At 73.3% G+C, this 24,455-nt stretch carries 18 protein-coding genes and 1 tRNA gene; 16 read left to right on the forward strand and 3 right to left on the reverse strand.

Translation table 11 applies throughout. The annotated features are described in order from the left end of the window. Positions 1-19: 19 nt before the first annotated feature. The 5 genes from AMK16_RS19595 to AMK16_RS19615 are packed head-to-tail and all read left to right on the forward strand — an operon-like array spanning position 20 to position 2,739. Positions 20-862: a type II secretion system F family protein gene (locus tag AMK16_RS19595; RefSeq protein ID WP_073917804.1), complete on the forward strand. Its 843-nt coding sequence runs from the start codon at positions 20-22 to the stop codon at positions 860-862. Next, positions 862-1,638 carry a type II secretion system F family protein gene (locus AMK16_RS19600; protein ID WP_079191608.1) on the forward strand — a complete coding sequence of 259 codons (777 nt, stop codon included), beginning with the start codon at positions 862-864 and terminating at the stop codon, positions 1,636-1,638. Before AMK16_RS19595 ends, AMK16_RS19600 begins: the two co-directional genes overlap by 1 nt. 48 nt (positions 1,639-1,686) lie before the next feature. Further along, positions 1,687-1,884 carry a DUF4244 domain-containing protein gene (locus tag AMK16_RS19605; RefSeq protein WP_073917424.1) on the forward strand — a complete coding sequence of 66 codons (198 nt, stop codon included), beginning with the start codon at positions 1,687-1,689 and terminating at the stop codon, positions 1,882-1,884. Between the two features lie 40 nt (positions 1,885-1,924). Then, positions 1,925-2,287 carry a TadE family type IV pilus minor pilin gene (locus AMK16_RS19610; RefSeq protein ID WP_073917427.1) on the forward strand — a complete coding sequence of 121 codons (363 nt, stop codon included), beginning with the start codon at positions 1,925-1,927 and terminating at the stop codon, positions 2,285-2,287. Next, on the forward strand, positions 2,284-2,739 hold the full coding sequence (locus AMK16_RS19615) for an Rv3654c family TadE-like protein (RefSeq protein WP_073917429.1): 456 nt from the start codon (positions 2,284-2,286) through the stop codon (positions 2,737-2,739). The genes AMK16_RS19610 and AMK16_RS19615 overlap by 4 nt, the downstream gene beginning before the upstream one ends. Here the strand turns inward: AMK16_RS19615 and AMK16_RS19620 are convergent. Then, the gene (locus tag AMK16_RS19620) at positions 2,706-5,204 is read right to left on the reverse strand and encodes a DEAD/DEAH box helicase (RefSeq protein WP_073917431.1); all 2,499 of its coding nucleotides are present in this window, start codon (positions 5,202-5,204) and stop codon (positions 2,706-2,708) included. The genes AMK16_RS19615 and AMK16_RS19620 overlap by 34 nt on opposite strands. Positions 5,205-5,285: 81 nt before the next feature. Between AMK16_RS19620 and bldG the strand changes: the two genes are divergently transcribed. The 11 genes from bldG (at position 5,286) to AMK16_RS19675 (ending at position 21,992) form a co-directional block, all read left to right on the forward strand. Next, entirely contained in the window at positions 5,286-5,627 is a 342-nt protein-coding gene (gene bldG, locus AMK16_RS19625; RefSeq protein WP_073917433.1) for an anti-sigma factor antagonist BldG, read from the forward strand. A 97-nt stretch (positions 5,628-5,724) separates the two neighbouring features. Continuing rightward, the gene (locus AMK16_RS19630) at positions 5,725-6,165 is read left to right on the forward strand and encodes an ATP-binding protein (protein ID WP_107417183.1); all 441 of its coding nucleotides are present in this window, start codon (positions 5,725-5,727) and stop codon (positions 6,163-6,165) included. 422 nt (positions 6,166-6,587) lie between these two features. After that, entirely contained in the window at positions 6,588-8,990 is a 2,403-nt protein-coding gene (locus AMK16_RS19635; protein WP_073917437.1) for a sodium-translocating pyrophosphatase, read from the forward strand. A gap of 162 nt (positions 8,991-9,152) precedes the next feature. Then, positions 9,153-9,719 (forward strand): small secreted protein, encoded by a 567-nt coding sequence (locus AMK16_RS19640; RefSeq protein WP_073917440.1) that lies wholly within the window; start codon positions 9,153-9,155, stop codon positions 9,717-9,719. A 274-nt stretch (positions 9,720-9,993) separates the two neighbouring features. Beyond that, on the forward strand, positions 9,994-11,547 hold the full coding sequence (locus AMK16_RS19645; RefSeq protein WP_073917443.1) for a DUF7059 domain-containing protein: 1,554 nt from the start codon (positions 9,994-9,996) through the stop codon (positions 11,545-11,547). A gap of 113 nt (positions 11,548-11,660) precedes the next feature. Then, positions 11,661-11,870, forward strand: coding sequence for a hypothetical protein (locus tag AMK16_RS19650; RefSeq protein ID WP_443333581.1), 210 nt, complete (start codon positions 11,661-11,663; stop codon positions 11,868-11,870). A 266-nt stretch (positions 11,871-12,136) separates the two neighbouring features. Next, on the forward strand, positions 12,137-14,992 hold the full coding sequence (topA, locus tag AMK16_RS19655) for a type I DNA topoisomerase (RefSeq protein WP_073917446.1): 2,856 nt from the start codon (positions 12,137-12,139) through the stop codon (positions 14,990-14,992). Positions 14,993-15,228: 236 nt separating this feature from the next. Then, a complete protein-coding gene (tmk, locus tag AMK16_RS19660) occupies positions 15,229-18,492 on the forward strand; it encodes a dTMP kinase (protein ID WP_073917449.1) in 3,264 nt (1,087 codons plus the stop codon). A 70-nt stretch (positions 18,493-18,562) separates the two neighbouring features. After that, positions 18,563-19,774: a DNA polymerase III subunit delta' gene (locus AMK16_RS19665; RefSeq protein ID WP_073917812.1), complete on the forward strand. Its 1,212-nt coding sequence runs from the start codon at positions 18,563-18,565 to the stop codon at positions 19,772-19,774. A gap of 429 nt (positions 19,775-20,203) precedes the next feature. Continuing rightward, a complete protein-coding gene (locus tag AMK16_RS19670; RefSeq protein WP_073917452.1) occupies positions 20,204-21,748 on the forward strand; it encodes an alpha/beta hydrolase in 1,545 nt (514 codons plus the stop codon). 170 nt (positions 21,749-21,918) lie between these two features. Beyond that, positions 21,919-21,992: transfer RNA gene (locus tag AMK16_RS19675), tRNA-Thr, on the forward strand. 127 nt (positions 21,993-22,119) lie between these two features. Here the strand turns inward: AMK16_RS19675 and AMK16_RS19680 are convergent. Both AMK16_RS19680 and AMK16_RS19685 read right to left on the reverse strand, forming a co-directional pair. Further along, complete coding sequence (locus AMK16_RS19680; protein WP_073917455.1) at positions 22,120-23,730, reverse strand: tyrosine-type recombinase/integrase; 1,611 nt, start codon at positions 23,728-23,730, stop codon at positions 22,120-22,122. Further along, positions 23,727-24,398: a helix-turn-helix domain-containing protein gene (locus tag AMK16_RS19685; RefSeq protein WP_073917458.1), complete on the reverse strand. Its 672-nt coding sequence runs from the start codon at positions 24,396-24,398 to the stop codon at positions 23,727-23,729. Before AMK16_RS19685 ends, AMK16_RS19680 begins: the two co-directional genes overlap by 4 nt. Between the last annotated feature and the right edge of the window lie 57 nt (positions 24,399-24,455).

Genomic DNA, 24,455 nt, shown 5'->3' on the forward strand with positions numbered 1-24,455 from the left:
GGTGCCGGTGTTCGCCGGGATGCTGTGTGCCGGAGCGGCAGCCTGGGCGCTGACCGGCGGGGACCGGGTGTCCCGGCGGACCCGGTTGGTGCTGGCCGGGGGCGGCCCGGTGGTCGCGGCTGGGCCGGTGCGCCGGGAGCGGTTGCTGGCCGGCGTGCGGATGCGGGCGGAGCGCTGGCGGGAGTGGGCCTGCGTTGGCGCCGGGCTGGTGGTCGCGGTGCTGGGTGGCTCGGCGATCCCGCTGCTGGCCGGGGCGGCGGCGGTGCCGCTGGTACGCCGGTGGCTGCGGGGCCGGGCCCGGGAGCGGGCCAGGGCGGCGCGGGCCGCGGAGGTGGTCGCCCTGTGCGGCGCGGCGGTGGGGGAGCTGCGGGCGGGAGCCCAGCCCGGGCAGGCCCTGACGGCGGCGATACGGCGCACGGCCGCCGGCCCCGGCGGGCCGGGGGCGCTGGAGACGGGCGTGCTGGCCGCTGCGGCGTTCGGCGGGGACGTGCCCGGGGCCCTGCGGCTGGCCGCGCGGGAGCCCGGCGCCGAGGGACTGGCGGGGATGGCCGCCTGCTGGCGGGTGTCGGTGGACGGCGGAGCGGGACTGGCCGCCGGACTGGACCGGCTGGAAGGCGCCTTGCGCTCCGAGCGGGACCGGCAGGAGTCGCTGCGCGCCCAGCTGGCGGGGGCGCGGTCCACGGCGGTGGTGCTCGCCCTGCTGCCCCTGGTGGGCCTGTTGATCGGCACCGGGCTGGGCGCCGATCCCCTGCGCGTGCTGCTGCACACCCCGATGGGCTGGGGGTGCCTGCTCGCTGGCGCGGTGCTGGAGGCACTCGGGCTGGCGTGGTGCCGGCGGATCGTGCGGACGGGGGAGCGGTGATGGGCGGCTTCACCGTCCACAGGCTGGGGATCGTGCTGTGCCTGGCGGTGGCGGCGCTGTGTGCCGGTTCGGCCGCGGCCGCTGGGCTGCGGGCGCGCCGGGCCCGGCGCAGGGCCGGGGGCCTGCTGGGCGTGCCGCCGGTATCGAGGGGGCCGGACCGGGCCGCGCGGCTGCGCGGGGTCGTGACGGCGTGGGGCGGGCCGGCCGGAGCGCTGCTGGCGGCCTGGGTGCTGGTCGGCGGGGCGGCCGGGGTCGCGGTCGGGGTGCCGGCGGCGCTCGGGGTGCGCCGGTGGCAGCGGCGGGCGCGGCCGCCGGCCGGGGCGGATCCGGGGGAGGTGGAGCGTCAGCTGGCCTTAGCGGCGGACCTGTTGGCGGCCTGCCTGGCCGCCGGGGCGGGGCCGGTGGAGGCTGCTGAGGTGGTGGGGGAGTCCTTGGGCGGTCCGGTGGGCGAGGGGTTGGCCCGAGCCGGGGCGGAGGTTCGGCTCGGCGGCGAACCGGGCGTCGCGTGGGGCAGGTTGGCCGAGATACCGGGCGCTCGGGACCTTGCCGGCTGTCTGGAGCGGGCCGCGCGGACGGGGGCTCCCGCCGCGGAACCGGTCTCCCGGCTCGCGTCGGCTCTGCGGGAGGACCGGGCCCGGCAGGCGGGCGCCAGGGCGCAGCGGGCGGCGGTGCTCGTCACCGCACCGGTGGGGCTGTGTTTTCTCCCCGCTTTTCTCGCAATCGGGGTTGCTCCGGTGGTGATCGGAATGGCCTCGGGTCTTCTCTCGAACACCTGACGTCACATAAGTCACACCCATCCACGAGGAAATCAACAGGAGGTTGCCATGAGGATCATCTGGTTTCGTGTCCGGACGGCATTGCGGGGTCGCCGCGGCGATGCGGGCATGTCCACTTCGGAATACGCCATGGGAACGATCGCGGCCTGTGCGTTCGCGGCCGTTCTGTACAAAGTGGTGACGAGTGAAGTGGTCGCCACGGCCCTTCAGTCGACCATCGGGAAGGCACTCGATGTGCCCTTCTGAGAAAAGCGCCGCAAGGAACCGGCGCCGGGGAGACCGGCGCATGGGAGACCGGTGCACGGGAGACCGGGGCTACGTGACGGCGGAGGCCGCGCTGGTCATCCCGGCGCTGGTGCTCTTCGCGGCGCTCCTGGTGTGGGCGCTGATGGCAGCGGCCGCGCAGATCCGGTGTGTGGACGCGGCCCGGGCCGGCGCCCGGGCGGCGGCCCGCTCGGAGCCCGGGGAGGTGGCGCTGGCGGCGGCCCGGCAGGCCGCGCCGGCCGGGGCGCGGGTGGAACTGGAGCGGGAGGGGGACCTCTGGCGGGTACGGGTGGCGGCTCCGGCGCCGGGGCCGGGAGGGCTGCCGGTACGGCTCGGCGCACAGGCGGTCGCCCTGGCGGAGGACAGCGTGGGGCCGCCGCCGTGAGCCGGGACCGGGGCTCGGCCACGGTGTGGGCGACGCTTGCTGCGACCGTACTGGCGGCGGTCTTCGGCGGTGTGCTGGTGCTCGGCCAGGCGGTCGTGGCCCGGCACCGGGCGGCATCGGCCGCGGACCTGGCGGCGCTCGCGGCGGCGGCGACCTGGGCGCACGGGCCGGAGCGGGCCTGCGGGGCGGCGCTGCGGGTGGCCGCGGCGCAGGGGGCGGCCCTGGCCGCCTGCGAGGTCCGGGGCGAGGTCGCCGAGGTCACGGCCCGCCCGGGTGCGGGCCCCTTCACCCCGGCGATCCGCGCCCGAGCCGGCCCGCCCCGCACCCCTCCCGCGCCGGATCCCGCCCCGGCTCCCGCCCCGGCTCCTGCCCCGGATCCCGGGCCGGTCCGGGGTGCTGCGGCGGGGCGTCCCGGGGGTCATCGGGCGGGGGGTCCGGGGGGTGGGGGCTGATCGGGGGCCGGGTCGGGCGGGGCTTCGGAGAGGAGGCGGGTCAGGAGACGGACGGCGCCCCGCTTGTGGAGGGGTTCGTTGCCGTTGCCGCACTTGGGGGACTGGATGCAGGAGGGGCAGCCCGCCTCGCATTCGCAGGCCGTGATCGCGTCGCGGGTCGCCGTCAGCCAGGCGCGGGCCGTGTGGAAGGCGCGCTCCGCGAAGCCGGCACCGCCCGGGTGGCCGTCGTAGACGAAGACCGTGGGCAGCAGGGTGTCGGGGTGCAGCGGCACGGAGACACCGCCGATGTCCCAGCGGTCGCAGGTGGCGAACAGCGGCAGCAGTCCGATGGAGGCGTGCTCGGCGGCGTGCAGGGCGCCGCCGAGGATCTCCGGATGGATCCGGGCCTCGTCCAGCTGGTCCTCGGTGACCGTCCACCACACGGCCCTGGTGCGCAGGGTGCGGGGCGGCAGATCCAGTTTGGTCTCGCCCAGCACCTCCCCGGTGATCAGTTTGCGCCGCAGGTAGGAGACGACCTGGTTGGTGACCTCGACCGAGCCGTAGCAGAGCCGGGCCGCGCCCCAGGGGAGCTCGGTCTCGGTCTCCAGGATGGAGATGGAGGTGGTGTCGCGGGCGGTGGTGGAGAAGGGCGGGTCCGCCTCCTCGACCAGGGCCACCGCGTCCTCCAGGTCCAGGTGCTGCACGAGGTACGTGCGGCCCTGGTGGAGGTGGACGGCCCCGTCGTGGACGGCCGTGTGGGCGGCCGACTCGTCGACCGTGCCGAGCAGCCGGCCCGTTGCGGCCTCCACGATCTGGACCGGGCGGCCGCCGCCGCCGCGGATGTCGGCCAGGTCGCAAGCCCGCTCCCGGCGGGTCCAGTGCCAGGCCGTGGCCCGCCGGCGCAGCAGCTTCGCCGCCTCCAGCTGGGGGAGCAGCTCCGCGGTCGCCGGACCGAAGAGCTCCCGGTCCGCCTCGGTCAACGGCAGCTCCGACGCCGCCGCACACAGATGGGGGGCCAGGACGTACGGGTTGTCCGGGTCGAGGACGGTGGCCTCCACCGGCTGCCGGAAGAGCGCTTCGGGGTGGTGGACGAGGTAGGTGTCCAGCGGGTCGTCGCGGGCCACCAGCACGGCCAGGGCGCCCTGGCCGGCCCGCCCGGCCCGGCCCGCCTGCTGCCACAGGGAGGCCCGGGTGCCCGGGTAGCCGGTGATCAGGACGGCGTCCAGGCCCGAGACGTCCACGCCGAGCTCCAGGGCGGTCGTGGCGGCCAGGCCCAGCAGCTCGCCGGAGCGCAGGGACCGCTCCAGCAAGCGGCGCTCCTCGGGCAGGTAGCCGCCCCGGTAGGCGGCGACGCGCCGGGACAGTGAGGGGTCCACCTCGGCGAGCCGCTCCTGGGCGATCACCGCGATCAGCTCGGCGCCCCGCCGCGAACGCACGAAGGCGACCGTGCGGACCCCCTGGACGACCAGATCCGTCAGCAGGTCGGCGGTCTCGGCGGTGGCCGTGCGGCGCACGGGGGCGCCCTTCTCGCCCCGCAGCTCGCTCAGCAGCGGCGGCTCCCACAGGGCGAAGACGACCTCGCCGCGCGGGGAGGCGTCGTCGGTGATCTCGGTCACTGTGACGCCGGTCAGCCGGGAGGCCGCCGCGGCCGGGTCGCCGGCGGTGGCCGAGGCCAGCAGGAAGACCGGGTCGGAGCCGTAGCGGGCGCACAGGCGCCGCAGCCGGCGCAGCACCTGTGCCACGTGGGAGCCGAAGACCCCCCGGTAGGTGTGGCACTCGTCGATCACGACGTAGCGCAGGGCCCGCAGGAAGGAGGACCAGCGCGGGTGGGCCGGGAGGATGCCCCGGTGCAGCATGTCGGGATTGGTCAGCACGTAGTTGGCGTACTGGCGCACCCATTCGCGTTCCTCGACGGGCGTGTCGCCGTCGTAGACGGCGGCGCGGACCGCGGTGCCGAGCGGGGCGGCCAGCTCCCGCACGGCGCGTCGCTGGTCAGCGGCCAGGGCCTTGGTGGGGGCCAGGTACAAGGCGGTGGCGCCCCTGCCGTTCGGGGCGTCGGCCCCCTCGGCGAGGGCGGAGAGCACGGGCGCCAGGTAGGCCAGCGACTTGCCCGAGGCGGTGCCGGTGGCGACGACCACGGAGGTGCCGTCCAGGGCGTGCTCGGCGGCCGCGGCCTGGTGTTCCCACGGATGGTCGATCCCGGCTGCCTGGATTGCGGCTACGACATCCGTTCGGATGCGGTCGGGCCAGACTGCATGACGTCCCTCCCGAGGGGGCAAGTGCTCCGTATGGGTGATGCGCGCAGCGCGGGAAGGCCCCCGTGCCAGCCGGTCCAGGACCGTGCCGGGGGTGGGTCTGGAGTCCGCGGGTGCCGTGGGCCGACCGGGACGGTGAGTATTGGCCATTGGAAGCGAGTGTGTCACTGGCGTGCGGGACAATGGTCGGAAGGCGTCGTGCGCGCCTGCCGGTAAGTGATTGAATGCCATTGCGGCAGCCAATCCCTCGCCTACCTTCGGGTGGGGAGGCCCCTGGGGGGCGCCGCTCGATAGCAAGGTGCTGGAGGATCCGTGGACCTGTCCCTGTCGACTCGCACTGTCGGCGACCGTACGGTCGTGGAGGTCGGTGGCGAGATTGATGTGTATACCGCGCCCAAGCTGCGCGAGCAGTTGGTGGAGTTGGTGAACGACGGCAGCTACCACCTGGTAGTCGACATGGAGCGAGTGGACTTCCTCGACTCCACCGGGCTTGGTGTGCTGGTGGGAGGCCTCAAGCGCGTCCGCGCGCACGAGGGTTCGCTCCGTCTGGTGTGCAATCAGGAGCGCATCCTGAAGATCTTCCGCATCACCGGTCTGACCAAGGTGTTCCCGATCCACACGACCGTGGAAGACGCCGTCAGCGCTACTGACTGAGGGCTCCGGACAGTAAGGAGCCGACGAGATGAGGGGTACCGGGCCGTCGCCGGCCCGGCCCCTGTCAAGGCACGCCCGTAGTCCGAGGGGGACGCGCATGGCCACCGTTGAACTGCGCTTCAGCGCCCAGCCCGAACACGTCCGGACGGCCCGCCTGGTCGCGGCCGCCGTGGCGCGGCGCGCGGGTGTGGAGGAAGCCGTCCTCGACGAGGTGCGCCTCGCCGTCGGCGAGGCCTGCTCACGTGCCGTCGGACTCCATCGGAGCAACGGGCTGACCGCGCCCGTCCGGGTCGTCCTGACCGAGGAGGAGAAAGTGTTCTCCATCGAGGTCGGCGACGAGCTCCCCGGACCGGCCGGCGGGCCGGTGGATGCCGTCGCCGGCATCGACGCCGTCCTGGACCCGGACATCGAGGGCGAGGACGAGATGGGTCTCGCCGTGATCAGCGGGCTCGTCGACGACGTCGAGGTGACCAGCGGGGAAGGGGGCGGGACCATTCGGATGAGCTGGCCCGTCTCGGCCGACTCCGACGTTCCCTAAGGGCTGTCCCGCAATCCCCGGCGGGCGCACGACGCCGGCTACGGCGCCTCGCGGCGTTGTCGGAACGCCCCGATACGCCCAGTATGAGGGCGCCCATCCGCCTTGCGATGCACCGCATCTGACGCCGTGCGCTGGTCCACCGGGGATTGCGGGACAGCCCTTAGACCCAGGGGGCCGCGCATTGCCCTCATATCTTCGGATCAGAATCAAGGCCCTGCTGAGCAGGGCCTTTTCCATTTCTCTTGATCGGCGATCGGGCGTCAATGCCTTTGTCCCATTACCACTTTCGGGGGTAATGAAGGGGCGCGATCTATTGGTGAGGAGCAGGAGCACGCCAATTCCGTTTCCCGTGCACTGTTTTGATCGGGGCGCGCTCCCTACAATCCGTCCACATCTTGAGCTCATCACGTCAAGGAGGACGAATGACGGGGCTCTTCACCCCTATCGCGCCCGATCGCACCTCGGATCTGGCAGCCGCAGTACTCACCGATGACAACCGGCTCATCGTGATCGTCATCGCGGCCGTGGCACTGGCCGCCCTCGTCGTCGCACAGATCCTGGTCCGCCAGGTCCTCGCCGCCGACGAGGGAACCGACAGCATGAAGAAGATCGCCGCAGCCGTCCAGGAGGGCGCCAACGCCTACCTGGGACGCCAGCTGCGCACCCTCGCCGTCTTCGCCGTCGTGGTCTTCTTCCTGCTCTTCCTGCTCCCCGCCGACACCTGGTCGCAGCGGGCGGGGCGGTCCGCCTTCTTCCTCGTGGGCGCGCTCTTCTCGGCGGCCACCGGCTACATCGGCATGCGACTGGCCGTCCGTGCCAACGTCCGCGTCGCCGCGGCCGCACGCGAGGCCACCCCCGCCGAGGGGGAGCCCGCCAGGGACCTGACCGAGGTCTCCCACAAGGCGATGAGGATCGCCTTCCGCACGGGCGGCGTGGTCGGCATGTTCACCGTCGGCCTCGGCCTGCTCGGCGCCTCCTGCGTCGTCCTGGTCTACGCGGCCGACGCGCCCAAGGTCCTGGAGGGCTTCGGCCTCGGCGCCGCGCTCATCGCGATGTTCATGCGCGTCGGCGGCGGCATCTTCACCAAGGCCGCCGACGTCGGCGCCGACCTGGTCGGCAAGGTCGAGCAGGGCATTCCGGAGGACGACCCGCGCAATGCCGCGACCATCGCCGACAACGTGGGCGACAACGTCGGCGACTGCGCGGGAATGGCCGCCGACCTCTTCGAGTCGTACGCCGTCACCCTGGTGGCCGCGCTCATCCTGGGCAAGGCCGCCTTCGGCGACCTGGGCTTGGCCTTCCCGCTGATCGTCCCCGCGATCGGCGTCGTCACCGCCATGATCGGCATCTTCGCGGTGTCCCCGCGCCGCAGCGACCGCAGCGGCATGACCGCGATCAACCGCGGCTTCTTCATCTCCGCCGTGATCTCCCTCGTGCTGGTCGCGGTCGCCGTCTACGCCTACCTGCCGGCCACCTACAAGGAGCTGGTCGGCGTCGAGGACGCCGCGATCCTGGGCCACTCGGGCGACCCGCGCGTCCTGGCCGTCGTCGCCGTCGCGATCGGCATCGTGCTGGCCGCCCTCATCCAGCAGCTGACCGGCTACTTCACCGAGACCAGCCGCCGTCCCGTCCGGGACATCGGCAAGTCCTCCCTCACCGGCGCGGCCACCGTCGTCCTCGCAGGCATCTCCGTCGGCCTGGAGTCGGCCGTCTACACGGCGCTGCTCATCGGTCTCGGCGTCTACGGGGCGTTCCTGCTCGGCGGCACCTCGATCATGCTCGCGCTGTTCGCGGTGGCCCTGGCCGGCACCGGCCTGCTCACCACCGTCGGCGTCATCGTCGCCATGGACACCTTCGGTCCCGTCTCCGACAACGCCCAGGGCATCGCCGAGATGTCGGGCGACGTCGAGGGCGCCGGCGCGCAGGTGCTGACCGACCTGGACGCGGTGGGCAACACCACCAAGGCGATCACCAAGGGCATCGCCATCGCCACGGCCGTGCTCGCCGCAGCCGCGCTCTTCGGCTCGTACAACGACGCGATCGCGACCGCCGTCAAGGAGGTCGGCGCCAAGGCCGGCGAGATGAACCTCAGCCTGGACATCGCGCAGCCCAACAACCTCGTCGGGCTGATCCTGGGCGCGGCGGTGGTGTTCCTCTTCTCTGGGCTCGCCATCAACGCGGTCTCCCGTTCCGCGGGCGCCGTGGTGTACGAGGTGCGCCGGCAGTTCCGCGAGCACCCCGGGATCATGGACTACTCGGAGAAGCCCGAGTACGGGCGCGTCGTGGACATCTGCACCAAGGACGCGCTGCGCGAGCTCGCCACGCCCGGCCTGCTCGCCGTCCTGACCCCGATCGCCGTGGGCTTCTCCCTCGGCGTCGGCGCCCTCGGCTCGTTCCTCGCGGGGGCCATCGGCACGGGCACGCTGATGGCCGTCTTCCTCGCCAACTCCGGTGGGGCGTGGGACAACGCCAAGAAGCTGGTCGAGGACGGCCACCACGGCGGCAAGGGCAGTGAGGCCCACGCCGCGGTCGTCATCGGCGACACGGTCGGCGACCCGTTCAAGGACACCGCCGGTCCGGCGATCAACCCGCTGCTCAAGGTCATGAACCTGGTGGCGCTGCTGATCGCCCCCGCCGTCGTGCAGTTCAGCTACGGCGAGGACACCAGCGCGACCGTGCGGGCGATCGTCGCGGTCCTCGCGATCGGCGTCATCGTCGGCGCCGTGTACGTCTCCAAGCGCCGCGGCATCGCCGTGGGCGAGGAGGAGGACGGCGGGGCCGTCGAGCGGGTGGCCCAGCCGGCCGATCCCGCGGCGGTCTCCTGACCCGGGTAGCGACAGCGGTACGGGCGGCGCCGGGCAGGACCGGCCGTACGCCCGAAGGGCGGACAGGCGGCGCGGACTGACGCGCCGTCTGTCCGCCTTTGTGCGTCCCCCGATGGCAGGCGTGTATCTTCCGGGCCGAGAGCCTTCGAAGGGACCAATCCGGTGAACAAGAAGCTTGCGGCCGCCTTGTCGGGCGGCGCGGTGCTGATGCTCGTCCTGTCCGGCTGCGGCGGGGACGACGGCGACAAGAAGGCCGACGCCTGGGCCAAGAAGGTCTGCGACCAGTGGCAGCCCGAACTGAAGAAGATCGAGACGGCCAACGCCGAGATCAAGCGCGTGGCGACCGAGAGCAGCAAGCCCGAGGAGGTCCAGACGACCGATTCGGCGGCGTTCGGGACCATGTCCGAGTCGTACAAGACGATGGGCGCCGCCCTGCAGGGGGCGGGAGTCCCGCCGGTCAAGAACGGCCAGGCGACGCAGGAGGCCGCGGTCAAGGGCTTCAACGAGACCTCCAAGGGCTACGCCGAACTCAAGACCAAGATGGACGGCCTGGACCCGAAGGACCAGACGAAGTTCGCCGAGGGCCTCAAGGAGGTCGCGGGCGGTCTGCAGCAGGCGACGCAGGGCGGCAAGGACGCGCTCGCGCAGCTCAACGCGGGCGGTCTGGACAAGGCGATGAACGGACAGAAGGGCTGCCAGGTGACGGCGCCCTCGCCGTCGGCCAAGTAGCTCCGGGAAGGCCGTGACGGGCGGACCTCCGCGAAGGCCGTGACGGGCGGATCGGGCGGCCGTGTCCCGCGGGGCCGCGGCCGCCCTGCCGTACGTGCGGCGCCGCGCACCCGGCGGGGGAAGTCCCTGCGGCGCCGGGGGCGCGCCCGGGCCCGGCGGGCCCCGCTCCGGCGGGGGGGACGGTTCCCACGCCACGTGCCCGCAGGGGGACGGTTCCCACGCCAAGTGCCCGCGCGGCGCACCGATTGGCGCTCCCAGCGGCCACAATGGTCGGGTGAGTACCACCAGTCTTCCCTCGCCCGATCACGCCGCCGAGCTCCGTAGCGCGCTGCTCGCCGCCGGCTTCACCGCCGACGGGCTGCTCGACCTGCTCGGCGCCCCCGCCTACGCCGCCCTGGCCCGCAGCGAGACGGTCCCCGCCCTGCGCGCCACCCGCGGCGCCGGAGACGCCCCCCTCGCTGTGCTGGTGCGGCTGTTCCTGCTCCAGCAGAGCGTCCCGTACGCGCACGCCGAGGCCGCGCTGCCCGTCGGGGTGGCCCTGGCCGACGGCTGGCTGCTGCGGGAGGGCGAGTCGGTGCGCGCCACCGTCGACGTACGTCCGTACGCCGGCCCCGACGCCGACGCCGACGCCGGCGACGGGACCGGCGGGGACTGGTTCGTCGTCTCCGACCTCGGATGCGCCGTCGGCGGCGCCGGGGGCATCGGCGGCCGCGGGAGGGAGCCGGGCACCGAGGTGGTCCTCGGGGTCGGCGGCGCCTCCACCACGCTGGCCGGGATCACCGTCCCCCTCCCGGTGGGCTCCGCCCTGGACCTCGGCACCGGGTCGGGCCTCCAGGCGCTGCACGCCGCCCAGCACGCCACCCGGGTCACGGCCACCGACGTCAACCCCCGGGCCCTGGAATTCACCCGGCTGACGCTGGCGCTGTCCGGCGCCCCGGACGCCGAACTGCTCACCGGGTCGCTCTTCGACCCGGTCGGGGACGCGACGTACGACCTCATCGTGTCGAACCCGCCCTTCGTGATCTCTCCCGGCGCCCGGCTGACGTACCGGGACGGCGGCATGGGCGGCGACGACCTGTGCCGCACGCTGGTCCAGGAGGCCGGCGCCCACCTGAACCCCGGCGGGTACGCGCAGTTCCTCGGCAACTGGCAGCACGTCGAGGGCGAGGACTGGCACGACCGGGTCCGCTCCTGGGTGCCGCGCGGCTGCGACGCGTGGATCGTGCAGCGTGACGTGCAGGACGTGACGCAGTACGCGGAGCTGTGGCTGCGCGACGCGGGCGACCACCACAGCGATCCCGCCGAATACGCGCGGCGCTACGAAGCCTGGCTGGACGAGTTCGAGGCTCGCAAGACCAGGTCCGTGGGCTTCGGGTGGATCACCCTGCGCCGGACGGACGCGGCCGAGCCCTCGATCGTGGTCGAGGAATGGCCGCATTCGGTGGAGCAGCCGCTCGGCGGGACCGTCCTGGCCCACTTCGCCCGCCAGGACTACCTGCGCCGCCACGACGACGCCTCGCTGCTGGAGGGGTACTTCCTGCTGGCGCACGAGGTGGTCCAGGAGCAGGTCGGCACGCCCGGCGCGGAGGACCCCGAGCACGTGGTGCTGCGGCAGAACCGCGGCATGCGCCGGGCCACCAAGGTCGACACGGTCGGCGCGGGCTTCGCCGGAGTGTGTGACGGCTCACTGAGCGCGGGCCGGATCCTCGACGCGATCGCGCAGCTGGTGCAGGAGGATCCGGTCGTTCTGCGGGACCGGACGCCGGAGGCCATCCGGATGCTGGTCGAGCAGGGATTCCTGGAGCCCGTGGCGCACCCCGAGGGGTAGCCGGCACCGGGATGTAACCCGGGGTTCGCCCGCCGTACGCACGCGGACGGCAGGCTCCTGCCGGGCGGGATCCGGGGGGATCCCGCGGGCGGCCCGGGGGTGGGGAGAACAGCATGGACAAGGGGATCGACAGCGGCCCGGCGATCTTCGCGGCGGCCGTGTTCCTGCTGTTCGGGGCCGCCCTGCTGGCCTGGACGACAGCGCGCGCCCTGCACCGCGCGCCGGTGGCGCAGGGCGTGCGCCCCGCCGTGGCCGTACCGCTGGCGCTGCTCGTCGCCGCGACGTCGCTGGCCCTCGGCGGGTGGTGCGTCGCGCGGCTGTGACGAGAAGCTCCGGAGCGGGCCGTGGCGAGCGGGAAAGCCGACGTGGGAGGGGGTGCGGGGGCGCTGCCGGACGGCCCCGCGGCCACTCGGCCCGGTGACCGGGAAGCGTCCGGCGCGGCATCCGGGCGGCAGAAACGGCACTTGTCGGGTTACCGTTCGAGTGGCCGTTGCGGGCTTGTGCCGTTTGACACGGGGGCGGGTTGTACCGTCACACTCCGCAGCGTCGCCGTACTGCGACCGAGTGCCGACCGGAGAGAAGAGCCAAGTTGTCCCCGACTAGCGAGACCGCAAAGGGCGGCCGCCGACTCGTCATCGTCGAGTCCCCTGCCAAGGCGAAGACGATCAAGGGCTACCTCGGCCCCGGATACGTCGTCGAGGCGAGCGTCGGGCACATCCGCGACCTCCCCAGTGGCGCGGCCGAGGTTCCCGACAAGTACACCGGCGAGGTGCGCCGCCTCGGTGTGGACGTCGAGCACGACTTCGCCCCGATCTACGTCGTCAACGCCGACAAGAAGGCCCAGGTCAGGAAGCTCAAGGAGCTGCTGGCCGAATCCGACGAACTCTTCCTCGCCACCGATGAGGACCGCGAGGGCGAAGCCATCGCGTGGCACCTGCAGGAAGTCCTCAAGCCCAAGGTCCCCGTCCACCGGATGGTCTTCCACGAGATCACCAAGGACGCGATCCGCGACGCCGTCGCTAACCCGCGCGAGCTGAACCAGCGCATGGTCGACGCCCAGGAGACCCGCCGCATCCTCGACCGTCTCTACGGCTACGAGGTCTCGCCGGTCCTGTGGAAGAAGGTCATGCCGAAGCTGTCGGCGGGCCGCGTCCAGTCCGTGGCCACCCGCCTCGTCGTCGAGCGGGAGCGCGAGCGCATCGCCTTCCGCTCCGCCGAGTACTGGGACCTGACCGGCACCTTCTCCACCGGTCGCGCCGGTGACGCCTCCGACCCCTCCACGCTGGTCGCGCGCCTGAACACGGTGGACGGCAAGCGCGTGGCGCAGGGCCGCGACTTCGGCTCGACCGGGCAGCTCAAGAGCGAGGTGCTGCACCTGGACGAGGCGAACGCCCGGGCGCTCGCCGCCGCGCTGGAAGGCGCTTCGTTCGCCGTCCGCTCGGTCGAGTCCAAGCCGTACCGCCGCTCCCCGTACGCGCCGTTCCGTACGACGACGCTCCAGCAGGAGGCCTCGCGCAAGCTGGGCTTCGGTGCGAAGGCGACCATGCAGGTGGCCCAGAAGCTGTACGAGAACGGCTTCATCACCTACATGCGTACGGACTCCACCACGCTCTCCGAGACCGCGATCTCGGCGGCGCGGGCGCAGGTCACGCAGCTCTACGGGGCGGACTACCTGCCCGAGAAGCCGCGCGTCTACGCCGGCAAGGTCAAGAACGCGCAGGAGGCCCACGAGGCGATCCGCCCCTCGGGCGACCGTTTCCGCACGCCGGCCGAGACGGGTCTGACCGGTGACCAGTTCCGCCTGTACGAGCTGATCTGGAAGCGGACCGTCGCCTCCCAGATGAAGGACGCGGTCGGCAACTCGGTGACCGTGAAGATCGGCGGCCGGGCCTCGGACGGCCGGGACGCGGAGTTCAGCGCCTCCGGCAAGACGATCACCTTCCACGGCTTCATGAAGGCTTACGTGGAGGGCGCGGACGACCCGAACGCCGAGCTCGACGACCGCGAGAAGCGCCTCCCGCAGGTCGCGGAGGGCGATGCGCTGTCCGCCGAGGAGATCACGGCGGACGGCCACTCGACGAAGCCGCCGGCCCGTTACACCGAGGCGTCGCTGGTCAAGGAGCTCGAAGAGCGCGAGATCGGCCGCCCGTCGACGTACGCGTCGATCATCGGCACGATCCTCGACCGCGGTTACGTCTTCAAGAAGGGCACGGCGCTCGTCCCGTCCTTCCTGTCGTTCGCCGTCGTGAACCTGCTGGAGACGCACTTCGGCCGGCTCGTCGACTACGACTTCACCGCGAAGATGGAGGACGACCTCGACCGCATCGCGCGGGGCGAGGCCCAGTCCGTGCCGTGGCTGAAGCGGTTCTACTTCGGCTCGGAGGACGCGACCGAGGTCGTGCCCGCCGAGGGGGACCACCTCGGCGGCCTGAAGGAGCTGGTCACGGACCTGGGCGCGATCGACGCCCGGGAGATCTCCTCCTTCCCCGTCGGCGAGGGCATCGTGCTGCGGGTCGGCCGCTACGGGCCCTACGTGGAGCGCGGCGAGAAGGACGCGGAGGGCCACCAGCGGGCCGACGTACCGGACGACATGGCTCCGGACGAGCTGTCGGTCGAGTACGCGGAAGAGCTGTTCGCCAAGCCGAGCGGAGAGTTCGCGCTCGGCAAGGACCCGGTCAGCGGGAACGAGATCGTCGCCAAGGACGGCCGCTACGGGCCGTACGTGACGGAGATCCTGCCCGAGGGCACCCCGAAGACCGGCAAGAACGCGGTCAAGCCGAGGACGGCGTCGCTCTTCCAGTCGATGTCCCTGGACACCGTCACGCTCGACGACGCGCTGAAGCTGATGTCGCTGCCCCGCGTGGTCGGCGCCGACGCGGAGGGCGTGGAGATCACGGCCCAGAACGGCCGCTACGGCCCGTACCTGAAGAAGGGCACGGACTCGCGGTCGCTGGAGACCGAGGACCAGCTCTTCTCCATCACGCTGGACGAGGCCCTGGCCATCTACGCGCAGCCGAAGCAGCGGGGCCGCGCCGCGGCCAAGCCGCCGCTGAAGGAGCTGGGCACCGACCCGGTCAGCGAGAAGCCGGTGGTGGTCAAGGACGGCCGCTTCGGGCCGTACGTGACGGACGGCGAGACGAACGCGACGCTGCGGCGGGACGACGACGTCGAGACGATCACGCCGGAGCGGGGCTACGAGCTGCTCGCCGAGAAGCGGGCGAAGGGCCCGGCCAAGAAGGTGGCGAAGAAGGCTCCGGCCAAGAAGGCCCCGGCGAAGAAGGCGACGGCGACCAAGAGCGCCGCGAAGAAGACGACGGCGACGGCGGCCAAGAAGACGACGGCGGCCGCGAAGAAGGCTCCGGCGGCGAAGAAGACGACGGCGACGAAGAGCGCTGCCGCGGCGAAGAAGACGGCGGGATCGGCGACCGCCTCGACGGACGAGTAGCAACGCGACCCGGGGGCCCGGCCCTCGGGCCTTTTGGCCGCGAACGACCCGGCCCACGTGCGCAGGCACGGGGGCCGGGTCGTTCGCGTCGGGCGGGTCGTTCGCGGCCGGAAGGCCGGGTCGTTCGCGTCGGCGGGCCGGGCGGCCGGGGCGCGGCGCGACGGCTGTGAGCAGTGCGGATCACACCGGTCGGTGCTCGGCCGCATGGAGTCGAGCGCAGCGGATAGGCTGGGCGGATGACGCGAGCCGAGCAGCCGACGGTCGTGACCGCCCCCGCGAACCCCACCTACGACGAAGCCCTAGCCGCGGATTCCCGCGAGCGTGCGGTGCGCGCCCTGCTACGCACCCCGAGGCTGCGCCGGCTGTGGAGCGCCCAGCTGGTGAGCGGCATCGGCGATGCCCTCGCCTTGCTGGTGCTGGTTCTGCTGGCCCTTCAGGCGGCGGTCGCCGAGGAGTCCTTCGGCGGTGGGTACCGCGGCGCGGCGCTCGCCGTCGCCGTCGTCTTCGGGGTCCGGATCCTTGCCACCCTGCTCTTCGGTGCGGTCCTGCTGGGCCCGCTGGCCGGGCTCTTCGCCCCCGGCGGCAAGCTGGACCGCCGCTGGACCATGATCGGCGCCGACGGGCTCCGGCTCGGGCTCTTCGTCGTGGCCCCGCTGTGGCTCGGCTGGCTGCCGGAGCACGCGCTCACCGCCCTGCTGGCCACCGTCTTCGTCGCCGGCGCCGCCGAGCGGCTGTGGACCCTGGCCAAGGACAGCGCGGCTCCCGCCCTGCTGCCGGCGCCGCCGCCGGAGGGGGCGACCGTACGGCCGCTTCCCGACCACCTGGACGCGCTGCGGCGGCTGACCCTGCGTACGGGATTCGCGACGCTCCCGGCTGCCGCGGCCGTGCTGCTGGCCGCCACCCTGGTCGGCAAGGCCCTCGGTCTCGGCGTGGACTGGTTCGCGGACAACCAGGCCGCCCTCGGCTCGTACGTGGCCTCCGGCCTCTTCGCGGCCTCCGTCTCGCTGCTGCTGCCGCTGGTGCTGCCCCGGACGAAGACCCCGCGGCCCCGCTCGCCGCTGGAAGGGCTGCGCGCCCCCAAGGCGGGCGACCGGCCCGAAAAGGGCCGTACCGGCGCCGTCCCCCTGCTGGTCCTGGCCGGCGCCGCGGTCGCCGGAGCGGTGTCCTGCGCGGTGGCCGTGTCCGTGCTGCACGCCTCCGACCTCGGCGGCGGACCGGCGGCCTTCGCGCTGTTCGTCCTCGCCCTGCTCGGCGGCACCGCCGCCGGCATCCGCGCCACCCAGGCCGGCAAGGTGCTGCCCGCGCTGTCCCGGCGCCGCCTGCTGGCCCTGGCCATAGCGGTGACCGGGCTCGCGCTGCTGCTGACCGGGCTGATCCCCGACACCGCGACGGTGCTGCTCACCGCGCTGCTCGCGGGCACCTCGGCAGGGGTCGCGGCCAACACCGCCCACACCCTGCTGGACCAGGAGACCGAGGAGTTCCGCCGGGCCCGGGTCACCGAGCACCTGCAGGCCGTCGTACGGGTGGCCGTGGCCCTCGGGGCCCTCGCCGGCCCGCTCCTGGCCGCCGCGATCGGTCCGCACCGGCTGGGCGGCGGCGAGGTCGTCCTCTCGCACGGCGGAGCCGCCTACACCCTGATGCTGGTCGGCGTCCTGCTGCTGCCGCTCGCCGCCGTGGTCCTGACCAAGGCCGACGACCGCAGGGGCGTGCCCCTGCGGCGCGACCTGCGCGAGGCGCTGCGCGGCGGCGAACCGGGCCAGGCGACCTCCGGAACCGGCTTCTTCATCGTCCTGGAGGGCGGCGACGGCGCCGGCAAGTCCACCCAGGTGGAGGCGCTGGCCGACTGGATACGGGGCAAGGGCCACGAGGTCGTCGTGACCCGCGAGCCGGGGGCCACCCCGGTCGGCAAGCGGCTGCGCTCCATCCTCCTCGATATCTCCTCCGCGGGGTTGTCGAACCGCGCCGAGGCACTGCTGTACGCCGCCGACCGCGCCGAGCACGTGGACACGGTGGTGCGCCCGGCCCTGGAGCGCGGCGCGGTGGTCGTCTCGGACCGCTACATCGACTCCTCGGTGGCCTACCAGGGCGCCGGCCGCGACCTGTCCCCGACGGAGATCGCCCGCATCTCGCGCTGGGCCACCGACGGGCTCGTCCCGCATCTGACGGTGCTGCTCGACGTGTCCCCGGAGACGGCGCGGGAACGGTTCACCGAGGCCCCCGACCGGCTGGAGTCGGAGCCGGCGGAGTTCCACCAGCGGGTGCGGTCGGGCTTCCTGACCCTCGCCGCGGCCGACCCCGGCCGCTACCTGGTGGTTGACGCGGGCCAGGACCCGGAAGCGGTCACCACCGTCGTACGCCACCGCCTGGACCGGATGCTCCCGCTCTCGGAGGCCGAGCTGGCCGCGCTGGCGCAGGCGCGGCGCCTCGCCGAGGAGGAGGCCCGGCGCAGGGCCGAGGAAGAGGCGGCGCGCAAGGCCGAGGAGGAGCGGCTGCGGGCCGAGGAAGAGGCCCGCAGGGCGCGCGAGGCCGAGGAGGCCCGGATCCGGGCCGAGGCCGAGGCCGCCCGCAGGGCCGAGGAGGAGCGGCAGCGCGTCGAGGAGGAGGCCCGGGCCCGGGCCGAGGCCGAGCGACTGCGCGCGGAGGCCGAGGAGAAGGCGCGGGCAGCGGAGCAGGAGCGGCTGCGGCGGCAGGCGCAGGAGGAGGCCCGGCTGCGGGCCGAGGCCGAGGAACGGCGGCTGGAGAAGCAGCGGCGGGCCGAGGAGGCCCTGCTGAAGGCGGAGCAGGCGCGCCGGCTGGCGGCGGCCGCCGCGGCCGAGGCGGCGGCGGAGGCTGCGGCCGCCTCGGCGGCGTCGGCTGCCGCGGCGTCGGCGGCGCAGGCTGCCCCGGCTGCCCCGGCACAGGCCGCACCGGGCGCGTCGGCTCAGGCCGCGCAGGCTCCTTCGGTCTCCTCGGATCCCGGTACGTCGGGTCGGGCCGCGTCCGCGCGGGCCGCCTCGGCCCCGGCGCAGGCTCCCGCGGCCGCCCCCGAGGCCGGGCCGCATCCGGACGACGCCGTGACGGTCGAGACGCCGGCGCTCCGGCGGGTCGTCCAGCCGGACGACGTCACCCAGACCGTGCCCGTGCCGAAGGCCGACCTGACGAAGCCGCCGGTCCGCCCGGACGACGAGACGGCCGTACTGCCCCCCGTACGCCCCGGCGACGGACCCGCGCCGCAGGCGACGACCGGACCGGCCCGGTCCGCTTCGCGGCCCACGGCCCGGCGCCCCCGGCAGGACCCGGCCGACCGGGTGCCGCCCGGCATCTTCCGGGAGCCCGGCAACGACCGGACGCGCGAGCTGCCGGTCCTCGGCGAGGACGGCCGTCCGCGCCGCCCGCGCCCGGACTGGGCGGAGGAGACGCCGCTGGACGACCTGCCGACGCTGGCGGACGAACTGCTCGGCCGGCGCCGGGAGAGCGAGGACGGCGACGACGACGGGCAGGGCCCGCACCGCCGCCGCTGACCGGCGCGGGAGGGGTTGTCAGTGGCGCCCGCCACAATGGGCGCACGGAGAGTGAAAGGCGGTGGGCGGCATGCCCGTATGGGACGACCTGGTGGGGCAGGAGCGGGTCCAGACGCAGCTGGCCGCCGCCGCCCGTGACGCCGACGGCCTGGTCACGGCCGTCGTGGAGGGGACGGAGCCGCCCGCCGCCTCCAAGATGACGCACGCCTGGCTGTTCACCGGGCCGCCCGGTTCCGGGCGGTCCACCGCCGCCCGTGCCTTCGCGGCCGCCCTCCAGTGCACCAGCCCCGACCGCGCCCTCGGCGGGGAGCCGGGCTGCGGCTTCTGCGAGGGCTGCCACACCACCCTGATCGGTACGCATTCCGATGTGGAGATCGTCCGGACCGATCTGCTGTCCATCGGCGTGAAGGAGACCCGGGAGCTGGTCCGCCGGGCGCAGCTCTCCCCGGCCGTGGGCCGATGGCAGGTCATCGTCCTGGAGGATGCCGACCGGCTCACCGAGGGCGCGGGCAACGTGATCCTCAAGGCCGTGGAGGAGCCCGCCCCGCGGACGGTGTGGCTGTTGTGCGCGCCTTCCCTGGAGGACGTGCTGCCCACGATCCGCTCCCGCTGCCGGCACCTGACCCTGCGCACCCCGCCGGTGGCTGCCGTCGCCGACGTGCTGGTGCGGCGGGACGGCATCGAGCCCGCACTCGCGGCGGCCGCCGCCCGCGCGACCCAGGGGCACATCGGCCGGGCCCGCCGGCTCGCCACCGACGAGTCCGCCCGCGCCCGCCGGGCCACCGTGCTGAAGCTTCCGCTCCGTGTCGACGACGTGGGCGGCTGCCTCAAGGCCGCGCAGGAGCTGGTCGACGCCGCCGCCGAGGACGCCAAGCAGGTCGCCGAGGAGGTCGACACGCGGGAGACCGAGGAGCTGCGGGCGGCGCTCGGCGCCGGAGCGGGCGCCGGCAGCCGGATGCCGCGGGGCACGGCGGGCGTGATGAAGGAGCTGGAGGACCGGCAGAAGCGCCGCCGCACCCGTACCCAGCGCGACAGCCTGGACCTGGCGCTGACCGACCTCACCACCTTCTACCGGGACGTGCTGGCCCTGCAGCTCGGTTCGACCGTGGCCATCGCCAACGAGGAGATACGGCCCGACCTCGACCGGATCGCCCGCGCCTCGGGGCCGGAGCGGACCCTGCGCAGGATCGAGGCGATCATCGCCTGCCGGGACGCCCTGGACCGCAATGTGGCGCCCCTCCTCGCGGTCGAGGCCATGACGATGTCGCTGCGGGCGGGCTGAGCCGCCCCGGGGGCGGGGCGCGGACGGGCTCCGGCCTTTCCGGCCTGCGGCCGTCCCCTCGCCGGGCCCACCGGGGGCGGGGCGCGGGCGGCCTCCGGCCTTTCCGGCCTGCGGCCGTCCCCTCGCCGGACCGCACCGGGGGCGGGCGGCAGCGGGGCATCGCCGTGGCCCGTCCGCTGCCGGGTGTCACCGTCGCGGGCCGTCGCGGGGCTCCCGGTGTCCTCGCCGGTCGGGGGCCGGGTTCAGCCCACGCCGGGTTGACGGGTTCACCCGTACGGGGGGACCGGCGGTGGGGGCGGGACGGGGTCCGTCCCCGGCCCCGTCGTGGCCCCGTCCGTGCCCCCGTCCGGCCGCGGGCCGCGCGGTCCCCGCGGGCGTCCGGTGCGGGGCCGCCCGCTGTCCGGTGCCGACAGGCCGTAGGCTCCGAGGATGGACACCAGTCGCCTGCTGCGTACCACCGGAACCGTGATCGCAGCCGCCGGGCTGCTGCTCTCCGGATGCACCTCGGGCGGGTCGGGGGGACCCCGGGCCGCCGCGTCCTTCGCTTCTCCGTCCGCGGACCCGGCCGCCCTGCGCCCGTACTACGAGCAGAAGCTGAGCTGGCGCGAATGCGGTGTCCCCGGCTTCCAGTGCGCCACGATGAAGGCCCCCCTGGACTACGCGAACCCCGGCTCCGGCCAGGACGTCGACATCGCGGTGGCCCGCCGCCAGGCCACCGGCCCCGGCAAGCGGCTCGGCTCTCTCGTGGTCAACCCGGGCGGCCCCGGCGGATCCGGCATCGGGTACCTCCAGGCGTACGCGGGGATCGGGTACCCGGCTCCCGTCCGCGCCCGGTACGACATGGTGTCCTTCGACCCGCGCGGAGTGGACCGCAGCAGCCCCGTCGAGTGCCTGACCGGCCCGGAGATGGACAAGTACACGCAGGTGGACCAGACGCCGGACGACGCGGCCGAGCGGGCACGGCTGGTGGCCTCCTTCAAGGAGTTCGCCGCCGGCTGCCAGAAGCGCTCCGAGCGGATCCTCCCGCACGTCTCCACCGTCGACGCCGCCCGGGACATGGACCTGCTGCGCGGGGTGCTCGGCGACGAGAAGCTCAACTACGTCGGAGCCTCCTACGGCACCTTCCTCGGGGCGACCTACGCGGACCTCTTCCCGGCCCGGGTCGGCCGGCTGGTCCTGGACGGCGCGATGGACCCCACCCGCTCGGCGGTGGACCTCAACCGCGACCAGACCGAGGGCTTCGAGACCGCCTTCACCGCCTTCGCCGAGGACTGCGCGAAGCAGCCCGACTGCCCCCTCGGCAAGGGCGGTCCGGAGGCGATGGCGGCCCGCCTGAAGGACTTCTTCCGCAAGGCCGACGCCCAGCCGGTGCCCTCGGGCGATGCGGACCGCCCGCTGGGCGAGGCGCTGGCGACCACCGGGGCGATCGCGGCGCTGTACGACGAGAGCGCCTGGCCGCAGCTGCGCGAGGCGCTCACCGCGGCCATGAACGGTGACGGGGCGAGCCTGCTGAGCCTGGCGGACAGCTACTACGAGCGCGGACCGGACGGCAAGTACGCCAACCTGATGTTCGCGAACGCCGCCGTCAACTGCCTCGACCAGCCCCCGGCCTTCGCCGGTCCGGAGGAAGTCCAGAGCGCCCTGCCGTCCTTCGAGAAAGCCTCCCCGGTCTTCGGCACGGGCCTGGCCTGGGCCTCGCTGAACTGCACGTACTGGCCGGTGAAGGCCACGGGCACGGCGAGGCCGCTGACCGCCAAGGGCGCCGCCCCGATCCTGGTGGTCGGCACCACCCGCGACCCGGCGACCCCGTACAAGTGGGCCCAGGCCCTCGCGGGCCAGCTGGAGTCGGGCACCCTGCTGACCTACGACGGCGACGGCCACACGGCCTACGGGCGCGGCAGCGACTGCATCGACACCTCCATCAACCGGTACCTGCTGGAGGGCAAGGCCCCGGCCGACGGCAAGAAGTGCTGAGGGCGGAGACACCGGGGGCGGTCGTGCCGGAAATGAGGTCTCCGTCCCGGTAAGTGGTCCTTTCCCGGCCTCCGTGCAACCTGGTTCGGGGCACCCTTCCACACCCTGTAGACTTGGCGCCGCTGCTGATGAGAGCACCTCTCCGGGGGAATACTTGTCTGACCAGCGGTGCCGCCTTAGCTCAGTTGGCCAGAGCAACGCACTCGTAATGCGTAGGTCTCGGGTTCGAATCCCGAAGGCGGCTCTGTAGAACCCCCAGGACTCACTCGCCGTGACCTGGGGGTTTTGCTATTTCCGGGGTCAGTCGGCGCGCGCGGCGGCTGGGGTCCGAAACCCCGTGCGTGAGCGATGCGTGAGCGGAGGGGCCGACGTCACCCCTTGTGGGCGGCCTTCTTGGCCTTGGCCTTCTTCTTCCCTTTGGCCTTCGCCTTCGCGGCTTGCTTGGCCTTCTTGGCGGCCTTGCGGGCCTGCTCCTCCTGCTCCGCCTTGCGTTGGAGGGGGACCAGCTTGGCCGTGGCCTCGGCGGCGCTCTTGCCGACGTGGGGGAGCACGCTCTGGTAGATGTCGCGCGTGATCCGGGTGTCGCTGTGGCCGAGCGTGTCCGACACGATCTTGATGTCGATGTCGGCCGCCAGCATGAGCGTCGCCGCGCCGTGCCGGAGATCGTGCAGCCGGATCGGCGGCAGCCCGGAGGCCGCCACGAGCCGCTCGAAGAGATCGGTGACCTTGCCCGGGTGCAGCCAGGAGCCATCCTCCTGAGTGAAGACGAGCCCGGTGTTCACCCAGGCCGCCCCCCACTCGGCATGGTCGGCCTCCTGCTGCTTCCGGTGCCGCTCCAGGACGCCGACCGTGTCATCGTCGACCGCGACCACACGGAAGCCGCTGTCCGTCTTCGGCTCGGACGCCTCGACCTCCCAGCCGTCCTGGACCAGCTGCCCGGTCACGGTGAGGGAGTGCCGGTCGAGGTTGGTCTCCGACCAGGGCTGCCCGCACGCCTCGCCGCGCCGCAGACCGCGGAACGCGATCAGGTGCCACATGGTGTACAGCCGGTCGGGAGCGACGAAGTCGAGGAAGGCGCCTGTCTGTTCCGGCGTCCAGACCATCACCGGGGAGGGCTTCTCGCCGGTCTGCTCCCACTTGGCGACCCGCTCGTCCGTCCACACCAGCGCCTTTGGCTTGCGCACCGGATCGATCTCGACGTGGGCCGCCGGGTTGAACGTGATGATCTGCTGCCCGATCGCGTCGTTCAGGGACGCGCGGAGCGTGGCTTTAACGTGCTGGCGCGTGGCAGGGCCGGTCACCCGTCGGAAGGCCGGCATCGCGTCGATCGCCGCCTTCAGCGCCTTCCGGCGAGCACGGTTCTCGGCCCCCTTCCACGGGATCGTCGACAACTCCTCCACGGCTGCCCGCCGCTGGGCGTTCTGCTCCAGGACCTCGGCGTTGCCGTCGGCGATGGCCGTGAACATCTCGCTCAGGTGGCTGACCCGCAGCCGGTCAAGGCGCCGGTGCCCGATGTGCGGCTTGAGGTGCACACGGATGTCCGTCTCGTACCGGCTGATGCCCGACTTCCGGATCCGCTTGCCCGCCAGCCACCGGTCCAGCCACTCGGCCACGGTCAGGCTCCCGACGAGGTCCTGGCCGGCCTTGAGCCGCCGCCGGGTCTCCTCCACGTTGGGCAGCGGCAGCTTCTCGCCGCTGACCTCGGCCAGCATCTCAGCGACCAGCTGGGTGCCTTCGGGGTCGTCGGACTCGGCGAGCCCGAGCAGGGCGCGCACCTGGTCGAGATCGGCCTGCGCCGCCTTGACGTTGGCGTACCCGCCACGGGCGAACGATCGCCTGCTGCCGTCCTCGCGGGTCGGCAGCTCCTGGCGTATGGAGTACTTGCAGTGGTTCCTGCTGTTGCGCTTGGGGCAGGAAGTGCCGAGTTCCTTGCCGGTCTTGGGGTCGCGGCAGGAACAGCGCCGGTAGGTGGAGCCCTTCAAATGTCGTCCTCTTCGTCAGTGTCGGGTGGGTCGATATCGGCGAGCTCGGGCGGCAGATAGGGAAGGATCCCGCCGTGGCTGCTGATGTATGAGCGGGCCTCGCGGAGGGACTCCTTGGCTTGGGAGACTCGCTCGGCGAAGGCCGCATGGGCGCGTTGGGCGTCGGCGCGTCGGACCGGGTCCTTCTCGGTTTCGACGGCGTACTTTGCGTAGCCTTCACCCGCCATGGCGCTCTCGGCCTCAGACAGGGCTGAGATGTGCTGGCGCTGCCGGTGGAGCATTTCGTGGTCGTCCAGTCCGGCGTCGTCCTGGGCCGAGAACCAGAGCAGGGCCTCCCACGGAGGGATCCGCTCCTGGAGAGGCAGCCGCTGCACCTCGGGTACGTACCCGACGGGGTAGATCAGGCAGATCGGGTTAGTCCAGAGGGCCTCTGCCAGCACGATGACATCGACCAGCGGAAGGTTGGCCCTGCGGCCAGACTCCATGTTCGCGATCACGTTGCGAGGGATGGGGTGTCCAAGCAGCTCGCAGCGGTCGGACAACTCCTGTGCGCTCCAACCAATTTCCTTTCTCCGTCTCCGGACTTCGTTAGCCACGGTGGCCATGACGTGGTCCGCCCACTCCGGGACGTTGTCCTCGTCTTCATCATCAGATCCATGTTGTGTCATAGAGACACATTAGCTCGACCAGACTTGTTCTCGTAGGCCCGGAGCCGGACGTGCCAC

This window comes from Streptomyces sp. CB00455, assembly GCF_001905445.1.
GTDB lineage: Bacteria > Actinomycetota > Actinomycetes > Streptomycetales > Streptomycetaceae > Streptomyces.